Source organism: Pedobacter aquatilis (assembly GCF_030409415.1).
Taxonomy (GTDB): Bacteria; Bacteroidota; Bacteroidia; order Sphingobacteriales; family Sphingobacteriaceae; genus Pedobacter; species Pedobacter aquatilis.
The window spans coordinates 117,816-135,068 of record NZ_JAUFPW010000028.1; the positions used below are offsets into that span (position 1 = coordinate 117,816).

Consider the following 17,253-nt stretch of genomic DNA (forward strand, 5'->3'; position numbering starts at 1 on the left):
CGTAAAAGCACAATTTATATTTTACAGTAAACTTACCATTTTACAAGTTTAGACTAACTAAAACTACGAATTTTTGTAAAAACTGAAAATCTTATTTACCAGATTTATTTCAACTGTTTTTCTATATTAAGTTTAATATTTAATTATTGTTCTTTTTCTTAAAAAGATTATTGAGTTTATCTGCAATAACATCCTTAACTTTTTCTGTAGCCTTTGCCTTTACGGTATCGATTTTTGCTTGCGCCTTAGTTTGTAATTCTGCTTTCTTTTCTGCTATTACATTATTTATGGCCTCCTTTGCTGTTGATTTTACATCAGCAATACCATACTTTAAATTTATTGTAGGTTTTAAAAAAGTACCACCCAATACCGCATTAACTTTAACATTATCGCCGACTGAAACATTAGTACCTGCTTTATTATTTAATTTACCAAGCATATTGTTAACAGTTTCGTTGGCTTTTGCACCAAGCATTGCTCGTGGTAAGTTCATAGCAAGATCATAATCCATAGTTTGATCTAAGCCGTTAGAGCCTTGGATATTCATAACAATACCATCCTTTTTAATATCGAATGGAGCAACATTTAGCCTTCCATCTTTGATTTTAAATTTTGTAATCACATTATTAAGCTCTAGTTTTTTCAATTTATCAGAACTTAATGAGGATGCTAATTTGTTTAAAGGTTCAAAACCATCAATCATTGCCTGAATAATATTTGTTAACCCTTCTGCATTGATGCTAGAGTAAACAGGCATCATATTTTCATCCAAATCAGAATTATACTTTAAATCAGTTGAGAAAGAACCCTTTGCATATTTTGCCACTGGAGCCAATAATTTTATTGTATTAAAAGCTTGAAAAGCTTTTTGAATGTTCATTTTATCAATTCCAAAATCAACATCAATTCTTGGTTTTTTAGGATTTAAAGTAGCATAAGTCCCATTCATTCTTAATCTTCCATCAAGCATACTCATGCCTAAATCCTTAAAAGTTATTGTATTATCTTTTACTAAAAGGATTCCATTTGCACTCGAAATATCATAATTATCATAAATTACTTTATTGGCTTTTGCAGCAATGCTAAAATTAATTTTATCTGGCACTTCAAATACTGAAAGCTTTGAATTTACATTTTTAGAAGATGTTGTTTGGGTAGATTTTGGCCCCATTAATTCGTTAACATTAACAAGGTTCGAAACCATACTAAAATTACCTTGTAGGGATTGATTTTTATTAAAAAAGTAACTTAAATAATTATTTAATGAGCCATTTGCAGCGAAATCGCTACTTCCAACTTTGGCAGATAAATTACTTAAAGTTATGTTTTTTGGGCTAAATATTAATTTTGCTGAAGGGATGCTTATCGGCATTGGAACATTCTTACCAGCATAATTAAAGTTATTAGCGATTATTTGTCCTGATGCTTTAAATGCCTGATATTGTTGCTTGTCAATTGAAGATTTACGACCAGCCGCTTTAACATCCGCATCCAAAATCCCGTTTAAAATCATATCCTTCATCGGGAAAATAGCTGTTAATTGTTTTAAATCCAATTTTCCCTTTAAAGCCATATCGACAAATGGATCGGAAACCGGGTTTTTAACCAACAGTTTGCCATCTACAGGAACCTGCCCGAACTCTAAATGAAATGATGGAACATTAATAACGGTATTATCAATCACACCATCGGGATTACTAATCTGTGATTTAATTTGAATATTATTTATAGCTGAGGGTAATGAAGGATATTTGATTTTCCCATTTTCTATATTCAAATTAAGGTTGAAAGCTGGTAATGATTTTTCATTATAAGTACCCTTAGCAACACCATTCATAGAAAATTTACCGGTTGCTTCTAAATCCTTAAAATTAGCAGCGTAAATTGATGGGATTAAAGAAAGAAAATTTTTCAATTCAGATTCCTTTGCATCAAACTTAAAATCCATTACCATATCTGTTTTATTTGGCATAGCCAAATATCCAACCGCGGATAAAAGGAGTTCGTTTAGTTTAATTTTATTATCAGCGAAAGTAAATTTCATGTTTTTCATGTCTACTTCAATAGGAAGTTCTGCATTCAACTTTATACCATTCAGATAAGGGATTCCCCCGTATTTAACCGTTAGTTTTTCAATATCCGATTCTGTATCAAGCGTAAATAAATCTTGTGTAAAATCTCCCTTTCCCGTGTGATTCAAGCTATCAAGTTTCATATAAAAACCTAATGAGGCATCATCATAAATAACAGTTCCCTGCTCTATAGAATATTTTTGTAATGCAGCTTTAAAAGTAGTTGGTTTTGATTCGTTTGAATTTTGAGCTGAATCGGGCTTCCTAATATCCCAATTTGCCTTTCCACTTTTGAGTACTTTTGCAAAAACTTTTGGTTCCTCAAGATTAATGGAATTAATTTGATAGGTTTCGCCCTTTAAAACACTCAATAAATTAACATTTAGTTGCAGTTGTTTAACATTTGCGAGTGTATCTTTATCAAAACTATCTATACCAATTATGGAAAGATTGTTGATTTTTATGCCCAGGTTGGGGAATGACGAAATCAGTGACAAATTGAGTTCTTTAAAATCAACCTTCGCATTTACATTTTTGTTTATCGATGATTTAATTTTAGCATTAATTTCCTTTTTAAAAAACAGCGGAATAGCTGCCGCAGCGACCAACAACAACACAAATAGCGAAATAACTATTATTATTATTTTCTTTAACATAAACCTAACCTTTTAAAATATATAATTTGGAGATATTTATGGCAATAAGCACACCAATCTATGTTCAAAACTTTTAATAAATCAACTTTATAAAATATTTCTAATAAAACACAATACATTGATTATTAATACGTTTTGCTTAAAAAATTATATCGAGAACAATTATTAACACAAATTTTACTAAATCATTTTAATTTCCGTAAATTTATCGGTTGAATAAGCCCTAATCCGCGATATTGCATCAATATGAAAAAACAATTACTATATTCTATTACCTTCATTGCTTTTGCTGCACTTATATCTTCTTGTGGAGGTAATAAAGGCGGCGTTTCAAGTAAAACAGGTATTCCTTATGCTGATAAAAACAACAAAACTTACGGTAGTTTTGCTGTTGCTACAAAGTACAAACGTGCACCCGGACCAGGTTTAATTCCCATTGAAGGTGGTGTTCTTGTTGTTGGCGGTAGTGCTATCGAAGTAGCCGGAGTAGAGCCAAACATTTACAACTATAAGAGACAAGTTACCGTACCATCTTTTTACATGGACGAAACAGAAGTTTCTAATACAGACTGGCTGGAATATTTACACTGGATCAGAACAAGTTATCCTGAAGATAGAGAATTTTATTACAATGAGCTTCCTGATACTTTAGTTTGGCGCCGTGCTTTATCTTACAATGAGCCTTACGTAGATAACTACTTAAGACATCCGGCTTACAGAGATTATCCTGTTGTTGGCGTAAGCTGGGAACAAGCCTCTCGTTTCTGCGAATGGAGAACTTCTCAGGCAAACGAATATATTCTTCGCCAAAAAGGTATTTTAACTGATTACAAAACACTAGCGCAAGGCAATAGCCCTGCGAGAGGGAATACAACTACGGCTGCTACTACTGCAAGACCAGACAAACCTTTCAATACTGATGCGTATCTAAATGGCCAGTATGACGATAAAGGTAAAAATGCGCCTAAGGATTACAATGCTAAAGCTGGTGCATCTGTTGGTGCTGCCGGTGGACGTGGTGGCAATGCAACACCAACAAGAAACGCAACATTGGAAGATGGTGTGATTATGCAACCTTACCGTTTGCCAACTGAGGCAGAATGGGAATATGCAGCATTAGGTTTAATTGGTAATACTGAATATGAAAACATTAACCAAAATAAAATCTATCCTTGGAATGGTTTAGGTGTTAGTTCTGCAAGTAAAAAAACCAGAGGTTTGGTTCAAGCCAACTTTAAAAGAGCTCCTGGTGATTATATGGGCGTTGGTGGTTCGTTAAATGATAAGGCAGATTTAACTGCACCAGTTCTCTCTTATAATCCGAATGATTTTGGTTTATACAACATGGCTGGGAACGTTAATGAATGGGTCAACGACGTTTACCGTACAGGTACTTTCACTGATGCTGAAGCATTTAATCCTTATCGTGGTAACCAATTTCAGGATAAACAATTAGCAGATGCAGCTAATGGTAAAATTGCTTTGGACAAATATGGTAAACCAATTAAAGCAAATGCTTATTCTGGTAAAAAATTAACTTGGGCAGAGAAGCAAGCTTTGGCAAAAAGAGCTGATTCAATTGCTAAATCACCAGATCCAACATCAGCAGTAACAAGTTATCAAGCAGATGAGCGTGGATATCGCGATAGACAGAATAAACTTCTTAATGATGAAGGAATTTCATTGGTGAATGATAAATCCAGAGTTTACAAAGGCGGTTCTTGGAATGATATGGCTTACTGGTTAAATCCGGCAACCCGTCGTTTCTTACAACAAGATGATGCTTCTGCAGAGGTTGGTTTCCGTTGTGCAATGACTATGCTTGGCGCACCTGAAATTAGTACGGCAGGTAAGCGGAACTTTAAGCAAGCAAAGCCAAAGCCATTTAATCCGAAAAGATAATAAACGCAAAAAGCCCCGAAAATTTCGGGGCTTTTTATTTGAATAAGTTTTTTATTTAAACTGAAGTAGAACTTGGTTCTTTTCTACCTTATCTCCCTTTATAATGGATAGCTTTTTTACAACCCCATCTGCTGGAGATTTAATAATATTTTCCATTTTCATGGCTTCCAGAATCAAAAGATTATCTCCCTTTTTTACTTCAGTACCTTCTTCTACGATAATATCTAAAACTAAACCTGGCATTGGCGCCTTTATTTCAGCAATTTTAGCCGATGCAATATTATCTAAACCAAGTTGCTTTAATAACTGATAAAATTTATCTTCCACTTTTAGTGTATAGTTATTTCCATTAACTTTTATAGTACAAGTCTTTTCAACTTTGTTAAAATCGATAACTTCAGTATTGAATGATTTGTTGTTTAAAATAATACTGGCTGTGTTAGGAGCTGTGGTACTTAAATTTACATTTAATTTTGAACCATCTACAAAAAATTCGTTTGACTTTTCTTCAACGTCAAACTGAAAATTATCATTAACTTTTATTTTAAACATAATTATTGAGTTAAAGCATACTGAACTAAGTTAGCGCCCATCTTAAGAGCATTTGAACGAGTTTCCTGAGTGTCTTCCGGATAAGTACCAAAATCTTCCCACCCATTACCTAAATCGCACTCGAAAGTATAGTAACAAACAACTCTACCTTTATAGATTAGAGCAAAGCCTTGTGGTCTTTTGTTATCATGCTCATGGATTTTTGGCAAGCCATTTTGAAATTTGAACTTCTGATTGTAAATAGAGTGATTGGCAGGCAATTCGACAAAACTTAATTCTGGAAATACCTTTTTCATCTGCGGACGAATAAATTTGTCCAAGCCATAATTATCATCTATATGAAGGAAACCACCACCAGTCAAATATTGTCTTAAGTTTTTGGCTTCCTGGTCGCTAAAAACAACATTGCCGTGTCCAGTCATGTAAATGAAGGGAAAATTAAATAGTTCTTTACTTCCAACCTCCACAACACTTTCTTCTGCATAAAAGTTCGTTTTTAGATTCGAATTGCAGAATGCAATTAAATTCGGAAGTGCTGTTCTATCTGCATACCAATCGCCACCACCATTGTATTTTAATTTGGCCATGCGATATGAGGGAGGAAAACTAAAAGAACAAAGAGCAAAGATTAAAGAACAATGAAGTAGAAATGATAAGATAAACGAAATAGATTTCTTCTTTCTTAGTTTCTTGAAATCGTAAATCGTAAATCGTAAATTGTAAATCAAACTCATCTGTTTAGGTAATTGATTTCAAAACAGGCTGCAAGTGCTGCAGTTTCAGTTCTCAATCTGTTATTACCTAAAGTTAGTGGTTTAAAGTCTTTATTCAAAGCATCGTTGACCTCGTTAGGGGTAAAATCACCTTCCGGACCAATCAAAATTAAATATTTTTGAAATGGTCTCACTAAATCTGAAATATATTTTTTTTCCAGATTATCAATGCAATGTGCTATAAGCTTATCGCCTTCAAATCGCTGTTTCATCAAACCATCAAAAGAAATGGCTTCATTCAATTTTGGATGATAAGCTTTAATAGATTGCTTAACTGCAGATGTTATAACCTTATTTAATCGATCCGCTTTAACAACCCTTCGTTCAGATCTATCTGTTATGATTGGCGTAATTTCATCAATACCCAGTTCCGTAGCTTTTTCAAGAAACCATTCCAGCCTATCAATGTTTTTAGTTGGTGCAACCGCAATATGGAGGTAGTGATTTCTTTTTCCATATTCGGTTTCTGCTTTAATAACTTTAAGCGTAACCCGTTTTGGATTGTCAGAAGTAATCTCGGCCGTGTAAAATCCACCAATGCCATCAACCAAATAAACCAATGCGCCAATAGGTAAACGTAAAACCCTTGCACAATGCTTACTTTCTTCTTCGTTAAGCGTATAAAATGAATCGGTTATATCTGGAGTATAAAAAATATTCATAGTTGAAATTAGTGATTATCAACCATATCTTCTTTATTAAGGACTAATTCTAATTTAACGGTTTCGATATTTTGCTCTGTTTTTTTAAGGATGGTAAACAGATAACCGTAGGATTCATTACTTTCTCCCACTTCAGGAATTCGCTCGAAAACGTGAGAGACCAATCCTCCGATTGTATCGAAATCTTCATCCTCTGGCAAATCATGCGGCAGATGTTCATTTACATCATAAACCGTTGCAAAAGCATTTACAATAAATTCATTATCAGATACCCGCTCAACCAAAGGTTTTTCCTCATCATATTCATCTTGAATTTCTCCCACGAGCTCTTCAACAATATCTTCGAGTGTTACCATTCCGGCAGTACCACCAAATTCATCTAAAACAATGGCAATTTGAATGCGGTTGCTTTGCAGCTCACTCATCAAATCGTTAATTTTTTTTGTTTCTGTAACGAAATAAGGTTTACGGATAATATCGCTTAATGTCCAATGTTGATTACCAGCTGCAACTAAAGGCAATATATCCTTGGCATGAATGATACCAACAATTTTGTCCATGATTTCATCATAAACAGGTAAACGGGAATAGCCTTCCTTTATAACTTTATCAATAACATCTTCTTTAGTAGAGGATAATTCAATACCCGAAATTTTGGTTCTCGGAACCATAATGTTTTTTACAACACGCTCATTAAAATCAAAAACGTTTTTAATAAGCTCATGTTCATTATTGTCTAAAGCACCGCTTTCTTTACCCTGGTCGAGTAAATACTGTAATTCTTCTGTACTGTGTAAAGATTCATGTCCGGCAGAAGTATCAATACCGAATGGTTTTAATATAATGGCGGCAAGGCTATTTAAAGTCCAGATAAATGGTTTAAATACAACATAGAAAATCTGAAGTGGAACCGACACAAAAAGTGTTGTTGCAACAGGTCTTTGAATTGCAAACGATTTAGGCGCTAATTCGCCAAAAACGATGTGCATAATGGTAATAAGTGAGAAAGCTACAATTGTTGAAGCCGTATGGATTGTTGCATCACTAAATCCCCATCCTAAACTATCGAAAAGATTTTTGAAAATGGTATGCATAACGCCTTCACCAACCCAACCTAAACCAAGCGATGCAAGCGTTATACCTAATTGTGTTGCTGCTAAATAACCATCCAAATTATGAATGATTGTTTTAGCCATTTTGCCAACTCGACTGCCCGATTTTGCTTTTATTTCGATTTGTGATGCCCGAACTTTAACGATTGCAAACTCTGCAGCAACGAAAAATCCATTTAAAAGCACCAAAAATAGAGCAAAAAATAACCGCCATCCCACTGATGAAGTATCAGTTTCCTGTAAGGCAACCATCGCCAAATTTGAGGATGGTAGGATTGCGTTTAACTTTAAATTTAAAAACAAACAGACCGTGGGTAAATCCATTAAGCTAATTCTCTAAATGTTGTGTTGTATAGTTCTATACTTTCTCTAATCACTTTGTGTGCATAACGTACGCCAAGTAAGTGCTCAATCGTTACATTTTTTTCTTCTAATGCTTTGTAATCCTGGAAGAAACGAACAATTTCTTTCATAGTATGTGGAGGTAATTCATCTAAATCGTTGATGTAATTTACCGACATATCATTTTTTGCAACAGCGATGATTTTATCATCTTGCTCGCCATTATCAACCATGTGCATTACACCAACAACCTTAGCCTCTATAACCGTCATTGGATAAACATCTACCGAGCAAAGTACTAAAATATCTAATGGGTCTTTATCATCACAATAAGTTTGTGGAATAAAGCCATAATTTGCAGGGTACATTACTGATGAAAAAAGAACTCTGTCTAATTTAATTAAACCTGATTCTTTATCTATTTCATATTTGGCTTTTGAGCCTTTTGGAATTTCTATAATTGCATTTACAATTTCTGGTACGTTTGCTCCAGGTGATACGCTATGCCAAGCGTGGTTTTCTTCTTTTGCCATTTTTAATTTAAATCTGTCTTTTCCTCTTCAGCAGTTGATACTTTATTTTTTACAAAGGTAATTAATAATGGGATAGTTGTGATAAGGATGAAGCCAATAATAATATATAATAAATAATCGTTTATTTGTTTTTCAAATCGTCTGCCCAAAAAATAGCCTAATAAAGTGAGCGAGCAAATCCAAAGCAATGCACCAACAACGTTATAAAGCGCAAATTTTTTAAAATCTAATTTTACAACGCCAGCAAAAATCGGCGCAAAAGTTCTTACAATTGGCACAAACCTGCCCATAATTAATGCAAACGCACCTTGCTTGTTGTAGTAATTCTCTGCGGCTTTTAAATAGCGTTTTTTAAAGAAAAAGCTGTCTTTTCTGGTATATAGCAAAGGACCGGTTCTACGCCCGAACCAATAACCTGTAAAATTACCTGAAATTGCAGCCACACATAGTCCGGCTAACAAAACCGCAATGTTTACATCGAGTTTGCCTGTCGCAACAAACATACCTGCAAGAAATAATAAATAATCGCCTGGCAGAAAAAAGCCAAAAAACAAGCCCGTTTCTGCGTATATAACAAACACAACAAGATAGAATCCGCCCTCCCTCAATAGTTTTTCGGGAGAGATTAGATGCTGAAGGTTAGTCCAAAAATCGTGCATATTGAATTATTCGTAAAACTACAAATAATTTTTAAAGAAAGAGGGGTTGATGTCTTTATTATCCATTACAATTATAACTCAGGAAAGATTTCAAGACAAAATAAAATCTCCCCCAAATTTTTCTCGCTACAATAAACATATAAAAAAATCTCCAAAAAACAGCAAAACCGTTTTAAAAGAGAAAGAGTTAGTGTCTTTTTTCATATTTATCAAATCAATGATAGCCAAGTTAATTAAAAATGTTAAATTAAATTTACATGCTAAACTTTTATAAGTTTAATTAACAACAGATTTTGATATTGGTGAATGATAAACTACTTTTATAGCAGTAGTGAGTATTACCCAATATAGAATTTCTTTTAAAGTAATCTTAATGAATCTCACTCTTTTCTTTTTGATGTTTACTTACTCCATTGTTAATTTCATAAATTCTATCGGCTATTTTTATTGTACTGTCTTTGTGCGCAATCATTAAAATAGTCATTTTGCTTTTCAATTTTATTAATAATTCTAAAATGAATTGTTCTGTTTTTGGATCAAGAGCTGCTGTTGCTTCGTCCAATAATAATAATTGTGGTTTTGTAAATAGCGCTCTTAAAAATGCTAAAATTTGCTTTTGACCGCCTGAAAGATTTAAACCATCTTCACCAACCTTTGTAAATAAGCCACTCGGAAATTGGTTAAAATAATTACCTAACTTAAGCTCTTCGCATAAATCAAAAACTGTCTTAAAATCATCTTCATTATCACTTAAACATATATTTTCTAGAATTGAGCAGTTAAATATTTTAACTTCTTGAGGAACTACAGAAATTATACTTCTCCACCTTTTTGTAGATAAGTTATTTAGGCTAAATTTTCCGTTAATTAAGATATACCCCGATTCATGTACATAGAATCTTTGGAGAATTTGAAATAGAGTGCTTTTCCCACAACCACTTTCACCTAATATTGCTACAATTTCGTGATGGTTAATTTTTAGGTTAATATTTTTTAACAGTTGACTTCTGCCAGCAAAGCGAAATGTTAAGTTTCTTAATTCTAAATGTTCAAGCCTATTATCCCATTCATCATCTTCGATTAAAGTAGTTTGAGTGTCTTCTGGTTCAATAGAAGCAAATTCATACATTCTATTATATGCAACTTTGGCTTCTTGGAGTTGAAAGTTTGTTAACATCAACCTTGTACATGATGGTAATATTCCTATACCAATTGAAAGTATAGCCATCATTTCGCCAATTTTCAATGTTTTTTCTAAGGTAAGGTATGCCGTTTCAGCCATTATTGCAATAACTATTATGGTTGATAAAACTTCAACTATCAAATTAAAGCGGTTTCCTGTTTTACCAAGATTAATACTTTTTGCTTGAAACTGAGCAAAATATGCGCTTATTCTATTTTTAAAAAGACTTTCCTTGTTAATTGATTTAATAACGGCTATCCCTTGAATATTATCAATGTAATTACTTTCGTTAGCAGCATAACCGCTCATAACTTCTATTACCCTCAATAATTTTGCATTGTATTTCCAGACAATAAAACCCATTAACGGAATAGCAGTTAAATTTGCTCTTGAAACGTATTATAGTAAGTTTCTCTTGTAATTAACCAATTATTGATAATAAAAATAAGTATAACTGTACTAATGGCTAACCCAGTGTATAAATAAATATTTTTATTAATATGCATTTGTTAAATATTAATTAGAGAAATGCTTACAGAAGGCACTCTAAAAACCAACCTTCTGTAAACAATTTGTTTATTCTGAATGGCTATTGTTCCAGCATTCAATTACCGCATTAGCATTTAGCGCTACACCAATCAATCCAAGCCATAAACCTGCAACATGATATATGCATTTTGCTCCTCCATTAACAGAAGACATTTTTTCATTTGAAATCTTTACCACTTTTTATTAATTTAATTAATTCAACCCCATTGTACATAAAAATTATTATCATGAAAAAAAACTTCCAGCTAGGATCTAAGAAATCATACTTGTCATTAAATATGATAATTACAACACTTAAAATTATTGTAATGAAAAAAAAATATGCTTCCCTTTTTTTCATGATATTAATCACTTCATTAAAAACAGTCTCCACTCATTGCAGCTAAAAATGCTCCCCCAGACAGAACAAATCCACCTGCAAAACCTAGAAGACCTACCCCACTTCCAATAATAATTGTAGCACCAGCAATCATACAATTTCTTTGATTCATGCCGCCACCTACAAGAATTTCCATTTGCTTAATTTTTAATTTTTTCATTTTGTTTTAAATTTAAGTTTAACATTAATTAAAAACTTCTGGCCAGTTGTTTCTGTAGTACAATACTGGCAAAAAGAATATTCCTTTTCTCATTTCAAGGATGAAATCGTGTTTTTCAAGGATGAAATTTTAAAAAACAATAAATTAAGCCTAAATTATTGTCTTACATTTGTTACACTAAATTTTACCAATCATCCCTTCGGTAAATGCTTTCAAAATAAACGAAGAGAAGATGACGCTAAATTGCATCGTAATAGATGATGACCCAATAGTTATTGAACAGATAAAGGAATATATAACCAATACAAAGGATTTAAAATTTGTAAAAAGCTATACAAACCCTAAAAATGCGATGAGCGACATATTAAACGGTCAGGATAAAATAGACATTTTATTTACGGATATAGAAATGCCTGAGCTTTCAGGTTTAGAGCTTGCCACTAAATTGAGGCATAAAACCAGATTTCTAATTTTAATGAGCGGGCATCTCCACTATGCAATAGATGGTTATGATTTAAAGGCAAATGGATTCTTATCAAAACCTATTGCTTACAAAAAATTCATATCGGCAACCAAAAGTATTTTTGAAACCTTACAGGTAGACAAACCATTCATCATATTCAAAATTAAAGACAGTAAAGAATTAGTGAAAATTTGGCTTGAGGAAATTATCTATATCGAAGCAAATGGAAATTATGTAATCATTAATGCTACAAAAAAACAATTTACAACGCTAATGAAGCTTTCAGAAATTGAAGAGCGACTATCATCTTTCAAACGATTTTTAAGAATTCATAAGTCATTTATTATATCTACAGCTTTTATAGAAAAGTATCAAGACGGCTTCATATACCTCTCAAATAAAAAATCCCTGTCGGTAACTTCTACCTACAGGGATGATTTATTAAGTTTTTTAGATTAAAAGATTAGATCAGATTTAAAATTATTGCAGGATAAATACCCAAAATTAAGGTAATGGCTACTGAAACTGCCAAAACAACTTTGTATTGCATTGGCGTAGAAAGTTCAACTTCAGCACCATCTTTAAACCACATAGCTACAATAACCTTAAAATAATAGTAAAAACCTACTAATGCATTCAATACTGCAAATGCGACTAATAGTATTTGATACTCGCCCATTACGTTCAAAAACATCAGGTATTTACCAATAAAACCAGCTGTTAGGGGAATACCCGCCAAAGATAACATGGCTATTGTTAGTGCCATCGCCACTAAAGGATTTTTCTTACCTAAACCATTAAAACTTTCAAAGCTATCGCTACCTGTTTTTTGCTTCACTAAGATTAATACCGCAAAAGCGATGATGGATGCGAAGGTATAAGCGGCTGCATAAACTAAAACGCTATTTTCCGAATTTGCGCTAATCACGATTAAAGAAAATAATAAGTAGCCCGCATGCGAAATACTTGAATAGGCAAGCATACGCTTGAAGTTCTTTTGAAACAATGCGGTAACATTACCAATAAATAAAGTAATGCAAACAATCACAATTAAAGGCACAACCCAAAAATCATGAAGCGGTGCAAAAGCATCAGCAAACAATCTTAAGAAGGCAGCAAAACCAGCAGTTTTAACAACTGTACTCATGAAGGTCGTAATCAAGGTTGGTGAACCTTCATACACATCTGGAGTCCAGAAATGGAATGGAGCAGCACCAATTTTAAAGCACAAACCAATCATCATCAGGATAACACCTGGATAAAAAATTGACGAAATCGCTTTGCTATTTTCTACTAAGTAAGCTTGAATTTTATCTAAATCGAATGAACCTGTCGCACCATAGATTAAAGTAATACCGAAAAGTAAAAACCCTGTAGAGAAAGCACCCATTAGGAAATACTTTAATGAAGCTTCGTTAGAGGCAAAATCTTTTTTACGGATACCCGCAAGGATATATAAACTCACTGACATGATTTCCAGGCCTACAAACAGCATCGCCATATTTTTGTACGAAACCATCATAATCATCCCCGCCAGGGCGAAAAGAATTAAGGTGTAATATTCGGCTATGTTATCGCTCTTTGAGTGGAAATAGTTTTGGGTAAGTAAGAAAATCAACAATGTTCCAACGATGCAAACGCCAGAAAAAGCCAGAGCAAAATTATCAGTTTGCATCATTCCGAAATGAATGGCATTGCCATTCCATGCAGCAGCTGTAAAGCCTAATGCAGTAAGTAAGCCAACAACGGTAAGCGGCAATAATGCTTTCTTTGCTTTAAACAAACCTGCATAAAGCACAATAAAAGCGGTTATACTAATGGTTATAATAATATTCATTGCTTATTTTACTGATGTTAATTTTTGATTTACCTGTTCTAATAAATGTTGTACAGATGCCTCTGTTAAGTGCAATAATGGTTTTGGATAAACACCCAAAACAATAATTAAAGCACAGATAATATAAAGAACCAATTTTTCAGTTCCTTGAATATCGGTGAAAGTAATGGTCAGTTCGTTTGTTTTGCCAAGCATTACGTTCTGGTACATACGCAACATATAAACGGCCCCGAAGATGATGGTTAAGCCCGCAATGGCAGCCGCCCAAATGCTATAATGATAAACACCCATTAACAATAAGAACTCACCAATAAATCCGTTGGTACCTGGTAAAGCAACAGTTCCTAAAACGATGATTAAAAACACAATTGCCAATTGAGGTGCTGCTTTAGCAATACCGCCTAATTCTTCAATTTTATTGGTTTTTGTACGAGAAAAGATAATATCTAAAACGAAAAATAAACCGACTACGTTAATACCGTGGCTTAACATCTGCACCATTGCACCTTGCATCCCTTGTAGACCAAGATTTCCAAGATTAAAGGATGCAAATATACCTGCCGAGATTAATCCCACGTGGGCAATTGATGAGTAGGCGACCAAACGTTTTGCATCTTTTTGTGTAAATGCAATTATTGATGCATAAACAATACCGATAATAGAAAGCACCATCGCCAGGCAAGACCAATCTTGAACACCTGTAGGTACAATTGGCAACAACCATCTGATTACACCGTAAATACCCATTTTTAACATGATACTTGATAACAACATCGTTCCTTGAGTTGGAGCAGCGGTATAGGTATCGGGTTGCCAGGTATGGAATGGGAAAATCGGCATCTTAATCGCAAATGCAATAAAGAAAGCCCAGAAAATCCAGCCTTGCTGTGCACTATCTAAGTTTAACTTATAAAATTCTGCAATTTCAAAATTGTTAGCAGGGTTTTGTAAGTACAAGTAAATAATACCCATCAACATAAACAATGAACCTGCAATCGTATAAACGAAGAACTTCATGTTAATGCGAACCCTATCTTTTCCACCCCAGAATGCGCAAATAAAATAGATTGGAATTAAAGCCGCTTCCCATCCGATGTAGAATAAGAAAGCATCCATTGCAGTAAACACCAATAATAAACCAGCTTGCATAAAAAGTATCAATGCGTAAAAGGCAGATGGATTTTTATAGTCGTGTTTGTAGCTCGACAAAATGATTATCGGGATTAACAAATTGGTTAGCAAAACCACCAACATACTGATACCATCGATACCTGCATGAAAGCGGATGCCTAAGTCTGCAATCCATGGTAAATTTGCCTCGAACTGTGTACTTGCATTTGGAATGAAGTTACAGGCAATAAACAAGGCTACGCCTAAAGATGCAACCGCAATCACGGTCGAAACGATTTTAGCCGACTTACCTGAAAATGCCGTAATGATAGCACCAACAAGCGGAAGAAATATAAGTAGTAAAAGTTGTTCCATTATTATTTTTGAACCCTTTTTATATGTAATAAAATGTATAAGCAAGCAATGCGATGATACCAATAATCATCATAAATATGTAGAAACCTACATTTCCGCTTTGTAATAAACGAACGCCTTTACTGGCTTCGTTTGTACTCCAACCCAATCCGTTAACAATGCCGTCAATAAATTTAGTATCGATAATTCTGTAAAAGAATTTCGAAAATGCATCTAATGGTTTTGTAATGATGAAATCGTAAATCTCATCTAAATAAAATTTGTTGTAAGATAGTTTAGCCAATGCTGAACGTGGTGCTTCATCAGCAACTGGTACGCGTGCACCTTTTACATATCTGGTGTAAGCATAAAGCAAAGCGATGATTGCCGCCACAACCGAAACACCCATCAAACTAAATTCTGTTGAATGACTTAAATCTAGTTCATGTTGCGAAATACCTGCACCAGTTAACCAATGCGCCAACCACTCGTTCCCACCGAAAACGTGAGGAATATTAATCGCTCCACCAATAGCAGCTAAAATTGCTAAAATGACTAATGGCGTAGTCATCGCCGCTGGCGATTCATGAACATGGCTTTCTTCGTGATGTGTTCCCCTATATTTTCCAGAGAAAGTAAGGAACATCATTCTAAACATATAAAATGCGGTTAAGAATGCAGTTACCACACCAACACCCCAAAGAATAGGACTTGCCTGGAAAGCATGCGCTAAAATTTCATCCTTTGAAAAGAAACCCGAGAATGGCGGTAAGCCTGCAATTGCAATGGTACCAATCATCATGGTTAAGAAAGTAACCGGAAGTTTCTTTCTCAATCCACCCATATGGCGCATATCTTGTTCATGATGCATGGCATGAATAACCGAACCTGCGCCTAAGAATAGTAATGCTTTGAAGAATGCGTGGGTTAATACATGGAAGAATGAACCTGTATAAGCACCAACGCCTAAGCCTAAAAACATATACCCCAACTGAGATACGGTTGAATAAGCCAATACTTTCTTAATATCTGTTTGCGTTAAGGCGATAATTGCAGCGACCAGTGCAGTTGCAGCACCTATTATCGCTATAATGTTTTGCGTAAATGGCGCAAGATCAAACAATACGCTTGAACGAGCAATCATATAAATACCAGCCGTTACCATCGTAGCCGCGTGGATTAATGCCGAAACAGGTGTTGGTCCTGCCATCGCATCTGGCAACCAGGTAAATAAAGGCAACTGTGCCGATTTACCACAAGCACCAATAAATAATAAAATGGTAATTAAAACCAGGGTATTATTTCCAGGCAACATATTTGCCGCTTGAGGGAAGATTTTTGAAAACTCCAAACTTCCGAAAAAGTTGAACATTAAGAATACACCTAACAAAAAGCCTAAATCACCAATACGGTTCATTACAAAAGCTTTTTTCGCTGCTGATGCATAAGCGCTGTTTGTGTACCAAAAACCGATTAACAGGTATGAACATAAACCTACGCCCTCCCAACCGATAAACATAACGATGTAGTTTGAACCCAATACCAATAACAGCATGAAGAATACAAACAGGTTCAGGTAAGCGAAAAATTTACCAAATCCTGCATCATCATGCATGTAGCTGGTAGAATATAAGTGGATTAAGAAGCCAATTCCTGTAATTATCAAAAGCATGATTGAACTCAATGGGTCAACCAAAAATGAAAGTGGAATGTGTAATGCGCCTGCGCTAATCCAATCGAATAAAAATACTTCGTGAGATTTCTGTGTATCGCCTTGTAAACTAAAGAAAATAACTACGCTGATGATGAAAGAAGCTAAAATTACACCACTTCCAATAATGCCAACAAGTCCTTTAGATAGAGAGTTTCTGCCCAGCCCATTAATTACAAACCCTAAAAGGGGAAGTAAAGGAACCAACCAAATCAATTGTTCTATTGTCATTCTTAATATATAT

At 34.3% G+C, this 17,253-nt stretch carries 15 protein-coding genes; 2 read left to right on the top strand and 13 right to left on the bottom strand.

Translation table 11 applies throughout. The features are described from left to right. Positions 1–139 precede the first annotated feature (139 nt). On the bottom strand, positions 140–2,728 hold the full coding sequence (locus QWY86_RS11730; protein ID WP_290242297.1) for an AsmA-like C-terminal region-containing protein: 2,589 nt from the start codon (positions 2,726–2,728) through the stop codon (positions 140–142). A gap of 246 nt (positions 2,729–2,974) precedes the next feature. On the opposite strand from QWY86_RS11730, the gene QWY86_RS11735 reads away from it, so the two are divergent. Next, complete coding sequence (locus QWY86_RS11735; protein ID WP_290242299.1) at positions 2,975–4,630, top strand: SUMF1/EgtB/PvdO family nonheme iron enzyme; 1,656 nt, start codon at positions 2,975–2,977, stop codon at positions 4,628–4,630. 51 nt (positions 4,631–4,681) lie between these two features. Here the strand turns inward: QWY86_RS11735 and QWY86_RS11740 are convergent, their stop codons facing one another. The 9 genes from QWY86_RS11740 to QWY86_RS11780 all read right to left on the bottom strand — a co-directional run bounded on the left by QWY86_RS11740 (position 4,682) and on the right by QWY86_RS11780 (position 11,534). Continuing rightward, on the bottom strand, positions 4,682–5,182 hold the full coding sequence (locus QWY86_RS11740) for an acyl-CoA carboxylase biotin carboxyl carrier protein subunit (RefSeq protein WP_290242300.1): 501 nt from the start codon (positions 5,180–5,182) through the stop codon (positions 4,682–4,684). Between the two features lie 2 nt (positions 5,183–5,184). Beyond that, a complete protein-coding gene (locus QWY86_RS11745) occupies positions 5,185–5,769 on the bottom strand; it encodes a DUF4159 domain-containing protein (protein WP_290242304.1) in 585 nt (194 codons plus the stop codon). Positions 5,770–5,912: 143 nt separating this feature from the next. Further along, positions 5,913–6,617, bottom strand: coding sequence for a 16S rRNA (uracil(1498)-N(3))-methyltransferase (locus QWY86_RS11750; protein ID WP_290242307.1), 705 nt, complete (start codon positions 6,615–6,617; stop codon positions 5,913–5,915). 8 nt (positions 6,618–6,625) lie between these two features. Then, positions 6,626–7,981 carry a hemolysin family protein gene (locus QWY86_RS11755; protein WP_435406635.1) on the bottom strand — a complete coding sequence of 452 codons (1,356 nt, stop codon included), beginning with the start codon at positions 7,979–7,981 and terminating at the stop codon, positions 6,626–6,628. Positions 7,982–8,052: 71 nt separating this feature from the next. After that, on the bottom strand, positions 8,053–8,604 hold the full coding sequence (locus tag QWY86_RS11760) for an inorganic diphosphatase (protein ID WP_231458761.1): 552 nt from the start codon (positions 8,602–8,604) through the stop codon (positions 8,053–8,055). 2 nt (positions 8,605–8,606) lie between these two features. Further along, positions 8,607–9,263, bottom strand: a complete 657-nt coding sequence (locus QWY86_RS11765; RefSeq protein WP_290242315.1) for a DedA family protein — start codon at positions 9,261–9,263, stop codon at positions 8,607–8,609. A gap of 370 nt (positions 9,264–9,633) precedes the next feature. Further along, positions 9,634–10,809, bottom strand: coding sequence for an ATP-binding cassette domain-containing protein (locus QWY86_RS11770; RefSeq protein ID WP_290242317.1), 1,176 nt, complete (start codon positions 10,807–10,809; stop codon positions 9,634–9,636). Positions 10,810–11,022: 213 nt separating this feature from the next. Further along, a complete protein-coding gene (locus tag QWY86_RS11775; protein WP_290242319.1) occupies positions 11,023–11,172 on the bottom strand; it encodes a hypothetical protein in 150 nt (49 codons plus the stop codon). A gap of 179 nt (positions 11,173–11,351) precedes the next feature. Then, the gene (locus QWY86_RS11780) at positions 11,352–11,534 is read right to left on the bottom strand and encodes a hypothetical protein (RefSeq protein WP_290242322.1); all 183 of its coding nucleotides are present in this window, start codon (positions 11,532–11,534) and stop codon (positions 11,352–11,354) included. Positions 11,535–11,766: 232 nt separating this feature from the next. Here QWY86_RS11780 and QWY86_RS11785 point away from each other — a divergent pair, with 232 nt between their 5' ends. Then, the gene (locus tag QWY86_RS11785; RefSeq protein ID WP_290242324.1) at positions 11,767–12,456 is read left to right on the top strand and encodes a LytR/AlgR family response regulator transcription factor; all 690 of its coding nucleotides are present in this window, start codon (positions 11,767–11,769) and stop codon (positions 12,454–12,456) included. A 4-nt stretch (positions 12,457–12,460) separates the two neighbouring features. Here QWY86_RS11785 and QWY86_RS11790 read toward each other — a convergent pair whose 3' ends face one another. Genes QWY86_RS11790 through nuoL form a run of 3 tightly spaced genes read right to left on the bottom strand, consistent with a single transcriptional unit; the run spans position 12,461 to position 17,240 of the window. After that, the gene (locus QWY86_RS11790) at positions 12,461–13,834 is read right to left on the bottom strand and encodes an NADH-quinone oxidoreductase subunit N (RefSeq protein ID WP_290242327.1); all 1,374 of its coding nucleotides are present in this window, start codon (positions 13,832–13,834) and stop codon (positions 12,461–12,463) included. Between the two features lie 3 nt (positions 13,835–13,837). Further along, the gene (locus QWY86_RS11795) at positions 13,838–15,319 is read right to left on the bottom strand and encodes a complex I subunit 4 family protein (protein ID WP_290242329.1); all 1,482 of its coding nucleotides are present in this window, start codon (positions 15,317–15,319) and stop codon (positions 13,838–13,840) included. A gap of 19 nt (positions 15,320–15,338) precedes the next feature. After that, entirely contained in the window at positions 15,339–17,240 is a 1,902-nt protein-coding gene (nuoL, locus tag QWY86_RS11800; protein ID WP_435406634.1) for an NADH-quinone oxidoreductase subunit L, read from the bottom strand. Positions 17,241–17,253 lie beyond the last annotated feature (13 nt).